The sequence below is a fragment of the Gardnerella sp. KA00390 genome (assembly GCF_049244075.1).
In the GTDB taxonomy this organism is placed as follows: Bacteria; Actinomycetota; Actinomycetes; order Actinomycetales; family Bifidobacteriaceae; genus Bifidobacterium; species Bifidobacterium vaginale.
The window spans coordinates 122331-136663 of sequence record NZ_CP058372.1 but is presented as its reverse complement, the minus strand read 5'-3'; the positions used below and the strand labels follow the sequence as shown (position 1 = coordinate 136663).

Annotated in this window: 11 protein-coding genes; 5 read left to right on the top strand and 6 right to left on the bottom strand. The window is 41.8% G+C overall.

The features are described 5' to 3' along the window. The first annotated feature begins 366 nt into the window (after positions 1 to 366). Together HXT53_RS00550 and malQ are read left to right on the top strand one after the other, a co-directional pair. Positions 367 to 3135, top strand: coding sequence for a hypothetical protein (locus tag HXT53_RS00550; protein ID WP_421780358.1), 2769 nt, complete (start codon positions 367 to 369; stop codon positions 3133 to 3135). Between the two features lie 245 nt (positions 3136 to 3380). Then, positions 3381 to 5630: a 4-alpha-glucanotransferase gene (gene malQ / locus HXT53_RS00545; protein ID WP_421780356.1), complete on the top strand. Its 2250-nt coding sequence runs from the start codon at positions 3381 to 3383 to the stop codon at positions 5628 to 5630. Positions 5631 to 5966: 336 nt separating this feature from the next. Here malQ and HXT53_RS00540 read toward each other — a convergent pair whose 3' ends face one another. The 3 genes from HXT53_RS00540 to HXT53_RS00530 all read right to left on the bottom strand — a co-directional run bounded on the left by HXT53_RS00540 (position 5967) and on the right by HXT53_RS00530 (position 8414). Further along, entirely contained in the window at positions 5967 to 6581 is a 615-nt protein-coding gene (locus tag HXT53_RS00540; protein ID WP_009994403.1) for a YesL family protein, read from the bottom strand. Between the two features lie 148 nt (positions 6582 to 6729). Beyond that, complete coding sequence (locus HXT53_RS00535) at positions 6730 to 7563, bottom strand: carbohydrate ABC transporter permease (protein ID WP_004112932.1); 834 nt, start codon at positions 7561 to 7563, stop codon at positions 6730 to 6732. Continuing rightward, complete coding sequence (locus HXT53_RS00530; protein ID WP_014554297.1) at positions 7560 to 8414, bottom strand: carbohydrate ABC transporter permease; 855 nt, start codon at positions 8412 to 8414, stop codon at positions 7560 to 7562. Before HXT53_RS00530 ends, HXT53_RS00535 begins: the two co-directional genes overlap by 4 nt. Before the next feature lie 349 nt (positions 8415 to 8763). Between HXT53_RS00530 and HXT53_RS00525 the strand changes: the two genes are divergently transcribed. Next, positions 8764 to 9783 (top strand): LacI family DNA-binding transcriptional regulator, encoded by a 1020-nt coding sequence (locus tag HXT53_RS00525; RefSeq protein WP_004118123.1) that lies wholly within the window; start codon positions 8764 to 8766, stop codon positions 9781 to 9783. 240 nt (positions 9784 to 10023) lie between these two features. On the opposite strand, the gene HXT53_RS00520 is transcribed toward HXT53_RS00525, so the two are convergent. Beyond that, positions 10024 to 11367: an ABC transporter substrate-binding protein gene (locus tag HXT53_RS00520; protein ID WP_004113773.1), complete on the bottom strand. Its 1344-nt coding sequence runs from the start codon at positions 11365 to 11367 to the stop codon at positions 10024 to 10026. A gap of 154 nt (positions 11368 to 11521) precedes the next feature. Next, positions 11522 to 12280, bottom strand: a complete 759-nt coding sequence (locus tag HXT53_RS00515; protein WP_421780353.1) for a histidine phosphatase family protein — start codon at positions 12278 to 12280, stop codon at positions 11522 to 11524. Positions 12281 to 12463: 183 nt separating this feature from the next. Here HXT53_RS00515 and HXT53_RS00510 point away from each other — a divergent pair, with 183 nt between their 5' ends. Both HXT53_RS00510 and HXT53_RS00505 read left to right on the top strand, forming a co-directional pair. After that, positions 12464 to 13048, top strand: a complete 585-nt coding sequence (locus HXT53_RS00510; RefSeq protein WP_004112904.1) for a hypothetical protein — start codon at positions 12464 to 12466, stop codon at positions 13046 to 13048. 73 nt (positions 13049 to 13121) lie between these two features. After that, positions 13122 to 13937, top strand: a complete 816-nt coding sequence (locus HXT53_RS00505; protein ID WP_004113768.1) for a nitroreductase family protein — start codon at positions 13122 to 13124, stop codon at positions 13935 to 13937. Between the two features lie 47 nt (positions 13938 to 13984). Here HXT53_RS00505 and HXT53_RS00500 read toward each other — a convergent pair whose 3' ends face one another. Beyond that, positions 13985 to 14251 (bottom strand): hypothetical protein, encoded by a 267-nt coding sequence (locus tag HXT53_RS00500; protein ID WP_004138399.1) that lies wholly within the window; start codon positions 14249 to 14251, stop codon positions 13985 to 13987. Positions 14252 to 14333: the final 82 nt, after the last annotated feature.

Genomic DNA, 14333 nt, shown 5'->3' with positions numbered 1-14333 from the left:
CGGGATTATTTTTTGGCTTATGATTGAATATTAATATTTTGGGGAATAACCCAATATTTTCGAATACTGAGTCGGATACTAATATTTCAAGGCGAATCCTTGTAATTTCCTTAATTGTTCCTTATAACTTGCCAAAGTGAGCGAATTATTCCTGTGATTCTGTTAGAATAACTTTTATACTTTATACCCCTATTGTGTATATGCAAAGTGGAGAAATATGCAGAGTAGAGAAGAGTAGAAAGTCTAGAAACAAGACAGAGACGCAATACAGACACGGATTGTATGCCAGCGCTTTGATCTTACAACTTGATAATTAAACAAATACCCCCACACCCAAACCTAAATGATTTGAAGAATGAGGTAAATATGAACGCTAAGATTGCAGCCGCTATCTCTTTGGGCGCAAGCTCTTTGGCTCTTATTGGAAGCATAAGCATTGCAAACGCTGCCAACGCAGCAGACGCGACTACAACAGATACGTCTCACAATCCAACAGCACATGTTAAGACAATATCCGACACTGGTTTTAATGCTGTTAGCAATGTTGTTTCTTATGGTCCAGAAGATTTTAAACCACAAACCGTTAACTCGCCTGTTACTGGCGACGCTGCTGCCGGCAAGCAAGAGAAAGAAAATCCTGGAACGGTTCAAGGTTCAGGCACACCTAAGAATAACACTCCAGCAAATGCAGAAATACTCCAAAAAGTCGAAGAATCAAAGAATCTACAAAAAGAAGCTCAGAATAAGCATAATGAAGCAAATAAAGCTGTAGAAGAAGCAAAACAAGAAGCTGAAGATACTGCAAGAAAAATTAATGAAGCTGTAGAAAAGAAAAATAATGCAGAAAATAGCATTGCTGAGACCAATAAGAAAATAGAAACAGAGACTCAGAATATAGCAAATGCCAAGCAGCGCATTGAAGAGAAGAATAAAGCCGTAGAAGAGGCAGAAAAAGCCAAGAAAGTGACTGACGAGGCTAGACAAAATGCTGATCAAGTGAACAAAATTAGGTCTGAAGAAAAAGCTGCAAAAGATGAACTTGCTGAGGACGCAAAAGATGACAACGAAGAAACTACAGAAGATTTAGCAAATGAAGAAAAGGCTAAATCTAAGCTTGAAGCAGAGTTAGCTGAAGCCAAGCAAAAGTCTGAATCTGCTAAGGCAGAAGCTGAAAAGATTGAAAAAGAAGCACAGCAAAAGGAAGCAGCTGCTGAAGGCGTCGATAATAAGATTGAGAACATTACTAAGCAAATTAAAACTGCAGAAGAAAATCTAAAAACTCTTGATGCTGACAATGATCAAAACAAAATTAATCAGTTAAAAGAAAAAGTTGCTTCGACTAAAAAACAAGCTGAAGAAGCAGAAAAAACTGCTGCCCAAAAACAAAAAGAATATGAAGGAAAAGACGCTGAATATAAACGCGCATCTAAAGAATATACATCTTTAGAAAAAGATACTTCAAAATATAGTACTCCTGGATATGTTGATAAACTGCACAAAGCTAAAACAGAATATGAATCTGCCAGAGACGAAGTTGAAAATCTTAAGCCAATAGTTGAAGAAGCTAATCGAAGAAGTGAAAAACTAAGAAAAGAGGCTGAAACCGCTCAAAAAGAACTTGCCGAAGCAGATAAAAGTAGTCAAATAAGAGATCTATTAGATACAATTTCTGAATTGACTTCTGAGATAAATTCTTTAACAAGAATTTCTGATAATGCAAAAGATGCTCGAAAAGCTGCCAATGAGAAGAAGTCTGAATCTAATTCTTTAGCTAAAAAAGTTTCAGATAAAGAATCCGAACTAGCTGAGCTTGAGAATACTATAAAAGAGCTAAAAGAATCTAAACAAGATGCTGAAAAAGATCTAAACGTCGCTAGCAGAGATGCAGAAAAAGCTAAAGAGGCGGCAGAAAATGCTGCTCAAAACTTACTGGCAATAACAGAAGAAGCACAAAAAGCAGAGAAAAAAGTTCAAGATGAAAAAGCTAATTTTGAAAACGCTAAAATGGATAAGGATACCGCCGAAAAGAATCTTAATCAACTGAAAGAAGACTTGAAGCGAATCGATAAAGAAATATCCGAAGCTAAAACTAATGTCGAGGCGACTAAACAACTTGCTGAAACAGCAAAGCAAAAACTAAATGAAGCGAAAACTAATGTTGAAGCAACTAAAGCAAAGATCTTAGAGCTAAAAGCTTCAATTGAAGAGACCAAGCGTACACTTATTTCAAAGTATGCTGCAAGCTCCCAAACCATCGAATTCGCTTTTGATTTAATGATAAAAGAGGTTGCTAATCGATCTAAAGAACTTGATAAATCAACACAAACGTTGAACGATGTGGAAAAGAGTCTCACTGCAGCAAAGCAGAAGGCTGAGGAATCTTTGAATCCACAGGTTCAGAAGCCAACTCCTTCTACACCAGCTCCTGCTCCAGCTCCAAGCACTCCGCAAGAGACTCCACAAGAGGCTCCACAGGTGCAGCCACAAGCTCCGCTTAATCCACCAGCACCTCCAGCGGCTTCAAACCCACAGGTGCTGGAACCGGCTCCTTCTGCGCCACCAAGCGCAAAACAGCCAGCTCCAGCTCCAAGCACTCCACAGAATGCGCCACAGAACAATGCTGCACCAAGTGCGCCACAGGCTTCGGCTCCTTCTGTATCACAGTCTGTATCACAGTCTGCACCACAGTCTGCACCTAAGCACAGTGCTGTTCCAGCGAACCAAACGGAGTCCACGCATACCGCAAAAGCTGCAGAAGGACTCGTAGAAAATGCTACTGCTAAGTCGCCAGCAACCGCAGAGACTCCTGCACGCACGCCTCGTGCTGCAGCATCTGCTGCTCCTGCTGCTCCTACAGCAAGCTCCGCAAACACAACAAAGAGCGAAGAGTCCAAGAACACATCTAACGATTCCGCAAAAGATGAAAATCAGAAGGAATCCGAAGAGTCCAAGAACGAAGACTCAAAGAGCAAAGACAATAGCAGCGATAAGAGCGCTCAGGCATCTGGCGCAAACAACGGTGAGCACGCCGCTGGCAACAGCACAACGTTAATCGCAGCTGTTGCTGGCAGCATAACTGCTGGAATCGCAGCAATCGGCGCAGGATGGCACTTTATGCGAATCCGTCGCAAGTAAGTAGCAGCAAATATGCGCAAATAACAAATAACAAAAACCGCAGTTGGTATTTAACCTTCTGCGGTTTTTTGTTAAGTGCCACGAAAATCGCCAATATTGCAAACGATATCAATACTTAATATAATGGTTAGCTAGAGCGTGCCTCAATCCAGTGAGGTGTTGAGAAATCGCACTCTTCAACATCGTTTGCAAACCAACATCGATGCGACGAGATTACATGTGCCACTGATTAACAAAGGAGCATCATGAGCACAACAGACAACGCCAAAACAAAGGCTGCCACGCCTGTGCCCGTAGAAGAAAGCACAGAACGACTCAATCGTCCACTAATTCAGTTAGCAAAAGCCTGCGGAGTTGCAACTTTCTACATCGACCAACTAGGCGACTATACGGAAATTACCGATGAAGCTCTTGTTGGCGTGCTAGATGCACTAGGTTGGCAAGCAGATACAGAAGAAAATATTGCAAACTCACTAAAACGAGTGCAAGAAAAGCGAGATAGCGAACTTCTGCCACCAACAGTTGTATGCTTTAATGGCACAAAAACAATAGTGCCTGTGCACACTGGCGGTAGTGCAATCGACCCAAGCAAAATCCACGTAACACTGACTTTAGAAGACGGAACAGAATACGAGGATACGCCTGATAAGCCGCTTAATAACTTTAAGACAAGCAAAGAGGGCGACTTATTGCTGGAACTTCCAGAAGATTTGCCAATGGGTTACCACACTCTGAAAGCAACTGTAGATGACGAATGCGCCTTGCATGCTCAGGTTACACTGATTTCTGCTCCAGCAAGAATCCCTCTTCCGCAAAGCGTTCAGGAACGCCATCGCTGGGGTTACATGACTCAGCTCTACTCCGTGCGATCAAAGGAATCTTGGGGAGTTGGCGATTATGGAGACTTGCGTAGGCTGCTTAAAGACGCGGGTAGCATTGGCAAAGCCGACTTCATGCTTATAAACCCAATTCACGCCTGCGCACCAGTGGCGCCTTTAGAGCCTTCGCCTTATTTGCCTGAGTCGCGCAGATTCTTAAACGTAACTTATATTCGCCCACAGGATATTCCAGAATACACGCAATTAAGCGATAGCCAGAGAGAACAAGTGGAAGCTCTGCACGAGTCGGTTGAAGCGCAAAACAACGATCCAAATCCTATGGATATTAACGCTGCTTGGAGCGCAAAGCTACCAGCACTAAAGATAATTTTTGAGCAGCCTAGAAGCGCAGAGCGTGAGCAGGATTTCGCAGACTTTAAGGCGCGTTCTGGAGAAGACTTAGACGCTTTTGCGACTTGGTGCGTAGCCTTCGAGGTTTGGGGCGCTCCTTGGGGAGATAACCTTTGGTTTGATACCACTGGCAAGGGCACTCCTCAGATTGACGCGCTTAAGTGCGAGCACGCTGATTTGTTGGAGTTCCACCGCTGGCTGCAGTGGATTGCAGACGAGCAGGTTGCAGCTGCCCACGCCGAAGCTAAAGCCGCTGGAATGGCAATAGGTCTTATGCAAGACATGGCTGTTGGCGTTCACGGCTATGGCGCAGATGTGTGGTGGAGCCCAGAGCGATTTGCTAACGGCGTTAGCGTTGGTGCACCTCCAGACTTCTACAACCAGCAAGGTCAGGATTGGGGTCAGCCTCCATTTGACCCTAATTATCTAGACGAAACTGGTTACATTGCATACCGAGACATGGTTCACAACGTGTTCTTGCATGCTGGCGCGGTTCGCATTGACCATGTGCTTGGGCTTTTCCGCTTATGGTGGATTCCGCAAGGTCAAGGAGCTAAAAACGGTGCTTACGTGTACTACAACGTGGACGCTATGCTTGCTGTTCTTAGCATTGAGGCGACTCGCGCAGGCGGATTGGTGATTGGCGAAGATTTGGGCACTGTTCCAGCATATGTTTCTAAGGTTCTTGCCTCGCACGGAATTCTTGGAACTGTTGTTGAATGGTTCACTCACGACGACGATGCAGAAAAAGCCGCTAAGAAGGCTGGTAAAAAGCAGACTATATTTGCAAACCCTTCCACATATCGCGAATACGCTTTGGCATCTGTTACAACTCACGACATGCCACCTACAGCTGGATACCTTGCTTTTGAGCATGTTAAGCTTCGCGAGGAGCTTCATTTGCTTACCGATTCTGTAGAAAGCTTCCAGAAGGCTGCTAGCGCCGAGCGAGACGCCATGATGAAGATGCTTTTGGAAGGCGGATGGATTAGCAAGGATGCTGCCGAACATGTAGAAGACCATGTGCAAGAGATTGTGGAGGCTATGCATGCGATTATGCGCACTTCCCCATCTTTGCTTTTGCAAGTGGCGCTCGTTGACGCAGTTGGAGAAAAGCGTTCGCAGAATCAGCCTGGAACCAGTACAGAATATCCAAATTGGCGTATTCCTCTTACTGATAAAGATGGCAATGTTGTTCATACCGACAAAGTGTTTAAGTCACCTAGAGTGCTTTCTATGGCAGCTGTTATGAACGGCAAAAAATAATTAGAATTTAAGCCAAAATAACAATAAAAACAACAATAAAAACAACAAAAAAGAAAGGGTGAAAACCTTTATAAATAAAGCTATTTAGAGTATAATGAAAGGGCATGGTTATCTGTTAAGAGTAACTTGTTTCCTTCCCCGACATGGTGTTAGGATTTGCGCATAGTTGCACATTTAAAGCACCTTGTAATGATGTCCCAAATGAGGCGAACATCCGTGATGGTGTTCGCCTCATTAATTATTTTGCCGATTGCCCTTATTTGGTTACCACGGTTATTTAGTTACCCAAATACCCAATTAAATATAATTCTCTGGTTACTAATGTCAATTCACAAATCACTTACCACTTGTTTTAACGTATTTTGCAAACACGCGCTCAAGCAGCGGAGTGTGAAGCATAATCAAGGACCCCCATCCAAGCAAAATCAACAATGGCAATCCCTGCAAAAAATACTTTAAAGATAAATAGACAAGCGCAAAAAATACAAAATCAAGCAAAACCATCATAAAAGTGGTTGCAATGTAAGATACGCTAAAAATCAACGAATTAATCAAAGTTCTACCAACAGAATTTTCAAATCTTGCTTGAAGAGCAAACACCCATTGAGCAACCAAAATCCATAAAATACTGATTGCAAACTTTATTATTAAAAGTGGCGTAAGCTGCAGAAAAATCCAAGACCCTACAATTGCCACAAGAATCGGAAGCAAGATTATCCAAATAATAGTAGATTTAACAAAATTATTTTTAAAAGATTTAAAATAGATTGAAGTTGTGTGTGCTTCTCCGCGCTCAATCCTTCTAGCAGTTTCATGAGCAGCTGTAATTGATGCGCCAATCGTTATAATCGGAACACTCGTAATAATCATTAAAATGGTAAGCCATACTGCGTCTGCAAACGATTCCATTCCTTGAGCAAACTTTGAATCGGGGCTTCCAAAAGAAATCATTACAACCACTCCTGCATAGTTAAACGCAATCTAAAACAAATCTAAAATAACAATACACTAAAAAAATACACTTAAACACAAATGATGGTGGAAGCAAAGTTTTGCAACCACCATCATCATGCAACCGAGGTCCGAAGGAGAAAAGACCTCAGCCTTTTACCGCACCAGCCATAACGCCTTTGATAATATACTTCTGGCAGATGAGGTAGAAGATAATAATTGGAAGAATGGCAAGAACCAAGCAGCCCATCATGGCACCCATTTCAACGGAACCATAACCACCCTTCAAATATTGAACTGCAATCGAAACAGTCTTATACTTGTTCAAATCCAAAGTGAGGTAAGGAAGAAGGAAGTCGTTCCAAATCCACATTGTTTGCAAGATAGAAACGGATATAATTGCAGGTCTCATAATTGGAACAATAATCTGGAAGAATATGCGAGGCACTGAAGCACCATCAATCATTGCGGACTCTTCCAATTCCTGAGGAATACCCTTCACAACGCCCGTGAAAATAAACACAGCCAAACCTGCGCCAAAACCAAGGTAGATAATCCACAATCCCCAAGGGGTGTTCAACCCAAGCTTTGTAGTGATGTTGGAAAGAGTGAACATAACCATCTGGAACGGCACAATCATATTGAACAAGAACAATACGTAAAGCAGTTTTGCAGCCCAATTGTTTACTCGCACAATCCACCATGCGCACATCGAAGTGCACAAAAGAATCAGAACCACAGCGCCAATCGTTACAACAATTGTCCACCAGAAGCTCATCAACAAATTCGTGCGATTAATGCCAAGAACGTAATTATCAAAACCAATAAACGACTTTGGAGTAAGTGAAAATGGTTCGCTAGCAATATACACCTTTGACTTAAAGGAGTTCATAAACACTAACGCGATTGGGAAAATCCACAACAAACTCACTACAGCAAAAAGCGTGGTCCAAAGCACAGGATGCTTAGTCTTCTCGTTCATGCTGCCACCTCCTTAGACGTTGTCAACCTGTTCTGAATCAAAGCAATTACAGCCACAATGATGAAGAATATGACTGCCTTTGCCTGACCAACACCTTCACCATTGATTCTTCCGTAGAACGTGTTGAAAATGTTCAATGCCAACATCTCCGACTTTCTGGAAGGAGCACCATTAGTCAACGCCAAGTTTTGATCGAACAGCTTGAATCCGTTTGTAACAGTCAAGAATGTGCACACTGTAATGGACGGCATCATAAGAGGAATCGTAATCTTAAACAGCGTTTGCGTTGGGCTTGCGCCATCAACAGCTGCCGCCTCAATAACATCTCCTGGAAGCGCCTGCAAACCAGCAATGTAAATAATCATCATATATCCGATTTGCTGCCAGCATATCAAAAGAACCATGCCCCAGAATCCGTACGTCGCAGAATACGTAATAGCACGACCAAAGTAGCCTAAAATACCATTAAGCACTACTTGCCAAACATAGCCCAAAACAATGCCACCAATAAGATTTGGCATAAAGAACACTGTACGGAATAAGTTTGAACCTTTGAACTTCTTTGTAAGCATATACGCAATTGCAAAAGCAATAACGTTAATAACAACTGTTGTTACAACAGTAAAAGCAGTTGTGAAAATCAACGAATGAATAAAATGAGGATCGCGCAAAGCCTTGCGATAATTGCGAATACCCACAAACTTTCCATCCGTAACAGTATGGAACTTAGTAAAGCTAAGATACACACCCATTACGAATGGCACTAAAAAGCCGATTACAAAAGCAGCAAACGTTGGCAAAGCGAATAACGCCCACCATTTGCGTATTGCTTTTCCACTCATATTAATCATGACTCGTCACTTTCTCCTCCTTGAGTACAACGCTTGTACGAGCGTCGACGCCCGAACCAATACTTTTATATTACTACATGCAACAGCAATGTCAAACGTTGTCATTTTTTGCATGTCGTTACGCGATGAAATCAAAATTAAATTTGAAGAAAATCCCTATTTTTGGCGATTTTGCAGCAAAATCTGCTATTATTATTTTTATTGCAAACGTTTGTGTATAAGAGGCGCAATGAACATTGATGTATGCGCTGCTCATATACTATCGTTGAAGATGATTGAATGATATTAATGAAGACATTAATAAAAATATTGATGAAGATATTGATGTTGTGCGAATAAAGGAGTTCACATGCCGGCTAATATTCAAGATGTTGCCAACGAAGCTCACGTATCAGTATCTACTGTTTCACGCTCATTTACACGACCAGACTTAGTTTCCGCAATAACTCGCGACAAAGTGTTGGCTATTGCAGAAAAACTAAACTTCTCAATATCTCGTTCTGCAGCCGCTTTAAAATCTGGCAAAACTCTAAGAGTCGCACTACTAATGAGCGACAGCATTCGCCTGTGGTTTAGCGCATCCATAATGCAAGGATTGAATCAGGTTCTTCACCCAGCAGGATACGATCTATCAATTTTCCAAATATCCAGCAGCCAAGAGCGCGCAGAATTCTTTGATATGCTACCAACTCGAAGAAATGCGGATGCTGTAATAGTTTGCTCATTTGACGTAAATAAGTCGGAAGTTGCTTCATTAAAGGCAACTGGCGTACCGGTTTTAGGCATAAATTGCTTATATCCTATGGACTGCGATTTTGACGCAACAATTAATATTGACGACAATCAGGGCGCGAGGCTTATGGCTCGTCACCTTATTGGATTAGGTCATAAAAACATAGCTTATATTCGCACAAATCGCGATGTTTCCCTTCATTTCAGCGTTTTACAACGTTATCATTCGTTTATTGACGAATGCAAGATTAACAATATTACGCCTACCGAAATCGTAGCTCCAGAAGGTTTAGACCGCATAAGTTCAATAGTTTCATCGCTTTTAAGCAACAGTAGTATGCCTACCGCAATCGCATGCCAAGAAGACGGAATAGCAATACCTTTAATGTTCCAGCTTTCTAGAAGCGGATACAGCACACCAGGTGATCTTTCAATTATCGGTTTTGACGACAGCTTCTACGCTAGAGAAACAGGACTTACAACTATCAGACAAGACCCTGTAAGCATGGCAGTGGATGCTGCAAAAATGACCTTATCTTTAATTAATGGAGATTATTTAGATGAAAGTCGCCGATACATTACGATTCCAGCACAGTTAATTGTGCGCTCGAGTACATCTCAACTTGACGTAGCTTAGTTCAAGTACCATCTTAAATACAATCTTAAAATACTATTTAGTTATCAAACTAAATTCAAACAAAATTCAAACAAAAGAGCTTCAAACCCCTAAGGCTTGAAGCTCTTTTGGTAGGCTATTAATGCACTGTGCTAATGCAATTACATCAACAGCCCAATCTTAAATTATCGTTTTAAATTATGTTCTTAAATTATGACTTTAATTTGTAATCAAGTTTAAGCCGAATAATCAATATTCAGATTAATCCTGATCTTCGTGAGTCTGAGCAACTTCCTTAGCCCAATTGTCAACGAAGGCGCTCTTAACCTTATCCCACTTGCCAGTGCCCTGAGCATACTCAAGCAAAGCGGAGCCAAGATCGTTCTTCCAGTTGTCAGATGGCATCATAGTGAAGTTCCAGCTTACAGGAGTCTTACCAGACTGAGCATCTTCAACAGCAGCAGCAGTCAAAGGATTCTCAGACTTCATATCAGCAAAGCTCTTGAATGGAGTGGTGAAGCCCATCTTCTTAGACATAGCTTCCTTGCCATAATCAGAGGTAAGAACCCACTTCAAGAAGTCCTTAGTTGCCTTCTTGTTTGCATCCGAAGTCTTATCGTTAATGCACCAGTAGTTCTCGGAGCCAGTAGCCAAGCCCTGCTTTTCTTCGCCCTTAGCACCAATGTAGATTGGGAGCATGCCAAGGTCTTCAGCCTTCATACCAGCCTTCTGCAAGTCGGTCCAAGCCCAAGTACCATTCTGATAGAACACAGCCTTGCCAAGCGAGAACTCAGAGTTTGCATCCTCACCAGTCTTAGAGCTGAGCTGAGTTGCAGGAGTGGTGGAATCAGTAATGTAAAGATCAAAGATCTTCTTGTATCCGTCAAGGAACGTGCCCTTGATCTTTGCTGGCTGCTTAGTTACCTTGTCTGCCTTGAACTCATAGTACAGAGGAATGTTTGCAAGGTGAGTCTTAAAGCGCCAATCAGAGCTGGAATCGAAGCCAGCAGAAGTGAAAGCACCATCAACACCAAGTTCACCCTTACGAGCCTGAATGTCGTCAGCAACAGCCTTAAGCTTATCGAAGGAATTAATCTCTTCAGCAGACTTTACCTTTGCATCCTTAAGCTCAGTGTACTTCTTTAACAAAGACTTGTTGTAAATCAAGCCGTAAGTTTCCATTGCGTATGGAACACCAACAACCTTATCTCCATCCTTAAGAGCAAGATCCTTGTTCTGAAGCTGCTTGTAAAGCTCCGTATCCTTAAGATCTGCAGTGTAATCCTTCCAAGACGCATATCCAACAGGACCATTCACCTGGAAGAGTGTAGGGGCTTCATCACCCTTGCTGATTTCACTCTTAAGAGACTGCTCATATGTACCAGAAGCAGCGTTCTGGACCTTTACAGGAATACCAGTCTTCTTGGTATATTCCTTAGCAACTTCCTTCCACTGATCAGCAGATTCTGGCTTGAAGTTAAGGAAGTAAACCTTACCCTTGTCGGAAGAATCCGAAGAGCTGGAACCACATGCAGCGAGCGCACCAAATGCCATCGCGGAGCAAGCTACAAGCGCAATTGTTGACTTAATTGTACGATTCATCATCGAACCTTTCTCCTATGCCGTCGACCCTACTATGAGCCGCCGCACCCCTAGGTGCCCTTTTCGACAATTTTTATTATGCCTCAAATGCAAAGATATTGCAAACGATAGCAGTGTTGATATGATGGCGTGTCGAATAATCTGCAACAATCACAAATCAACAATTCCAGCGAACGATTACACGATCTCCCTTATAAGTTCCAAGAGCGCTGTAATGAGCAGTGTCTAGTCGCAGCAACCGCGCTTGAGACGCATCAACGCCTAACCATCTCATAGCTAAAATTCTAAGAACATGCGCGTGTGCAACAATAATCACATCCTTGCCGCTTTTAAGCTTTGGCAAAACAGAGTCGATTATTTTTTGCGTTCTATCAGAAACATCCTGCAGACTTTCCCCATTGCAGCGTACGACTTTCACCGTTTCACCACTAGGAAGAGACTCTTCACAAGAATCCGACATAAACTCTGGAAGAGCCTTAGGACCATCTCGCCAAACATCCCACGATTCTACTCCGCTTAACACGGAGACATCTTTTCTAGTTCGCCCTTCTGCACACCCATAATCCCATTCAGCTGCGTATTCTAGCGGCGTGCAATGTGTAAAACCTGCTAGTTGAGCTGTTTGCCGAGCGCGAACAAGAGGGCTTACAAACTGGCAGTCTGCATCAAAACCCTTAGGAAATGCTTGTCGAATGCGCTCACCAGCATAAACTGCTTGCGAACAACCAATTTGAGTAAGCGGTATATCCGTTCTACCTGTATGCTGACCTGATTCGCTCCAAACAGTTTGTCCGTGACGCAAAAGAACAAGTCTTCCCTCTGGAGCTCCGCCACAAGTTGCTGGAACATCTTGAATCTCATACGAATCTCCGCTAAATGAACCACCATTAACGTCAACGTCAATACTGTTCAGCATAAATCCACTCCGCCTTAAGCACCGCCAACAAGTCAAAAATCTACGCTTGGTGCCTTAGCGCAAATCTAAACCCATTACTTACAAACTGGCTCCACTGCCATATTCGCTCGCTTTTATAACACTTTTATAACACTTTTACATGTCAATTACTAATTGGTATTTCGCTACCATTACCATAAAAATATGACGTTAACCCAAAATGATTCACGATATGATTCACGGAATGATTCGCAGCACAATTCACGACAAGACTTTTCTGGTCAATTTTATACCGAATCTTCCAACGCACATGCAGATTATTGTGCGACTCATAATGCGTCTCGCAGCGCAACCCGCAGCGCTTCAAATCTTACAATTAAGCGTTTAAACAAGGTTAACGATAAAGCTATTGCATTAAGACAAAAAAGACTTAAAAATCCTGACACTTTGTTAGATATGATTGCAAAATCTGCAATTCCTGCAATTGTTACAATGGTCGTAGGTAAAGTCGCAGAAATCGTATGGAAGCATTACGTAAAAAACAATAAAATGCACAAAATCGCGCAAAATAAACAATTTGAGAAATACAGAAAAAATAAAAGTAGCAAAAATAAAGACGTAAATAGGGAAGACTATAAAAAAATCAGTAAAGACAATAAACAAGAAGATTCTTTGCTCATGAACCTCGGGCTTGCGATTTTTAGCGCAATATTAACAACAGTTGCAGGTAGATACACAAATCGCGCGGTACTATCTGCAATTAAGAAAAGGCAAAGTCGCAGAAAATAACAAGAAAAACAAGTATTTTAAGTAGTCTAAATAGCATAAATATTTTTAAATAGCATAATTTTAAGGAAATAAAATGACAGAGTTGCAACAAAATAACGATCAAAACAACAATAAACAGATTGAAGAAAATAAAACAATTCAGACACTTCTAAATCGCAGATCTATACGCGCTTTTAAAAACGAGCCGATTAGCGAAAATATTGTAAAAACGTTGGAAGCAGCAGCACAGCGCGCAGCTTGTAGTCAGTTTTTAAACGACTGGTCCGCGATTAAAATCACAAGCGTAAGCCTTAAGAAAAAGCTTTCCGAACTTGGAAATCAAACTTATATAGCCACAGCGCCACTTTTGTATGTTTTTATTATTGATCAGCACAGAAATGCTGCTATAGCGCGCAAAAATGGCATTGATGCAGACGGAAACGATTTTACGCTTAAAACAGGATACAGGTTCTCACAGTCGCAGAACGATGCAATTCTTGCACTGCACGCTATGGAAACAGCTGCAGAATCACTTGGGCTCGGATGCGTAATCCTTGGTTCAATTTTGAACAATATACCCGATTTAATTGAACTTTTGAAGTTGCCAAAATACACGTATCCAGTACTTGGGCTTGCGATTGGAATGCCAGACCAGTCCCCAGAACTAAAGCCGCGCATGGATTCGAGCATGCAATTCTTTGAAAATGAATACCCTAGCAGCGATGATGTTTTGCTTGAAAAACTTGCAGAATTCGATGAAAGAGTGCATAAATACTACGATTTGCGAAATGCTAGCAAACCAGTAGACGCGTTCAGCGCACAAATCGCAAAGCTTGCTGTAGATTCTGGCGCCAAAAACCATAGTTGCGAATCGCAGCTTAATGCGCAAGGATTTACTTTTAAGTATTGATTTATTGATTTGCTGATTTTTAGTGTTAATTATTTAGCATTAATTATTTAACGAAGACGCGGCTTATATCCGCGTTTTCTAGACTTAGGTTTGGTTGTTTCAAATCGCGAGCGCATATCGCAATACTTACGAATTGCAGGATTTGAATGCGTTAAATGCCAACTTCCGCAATAATCGCATTTATAAACCCATAATCTTGCTCCGCGCTCTCTAAGGCTTTTATCCGCTGCCATAAGAGCCTGCCCTTTATTGGCATACATTATTTTTTGGGTAGATTCACATCTGCGCGGAGTAAAGAAATACATGTAACCCATAGTATCACCGCAACAAACTGCGTTGATTCGCAACTTTATGTAGTTCGATTGCGCTTTGACTGAGCTTGAAATTGCATAACGC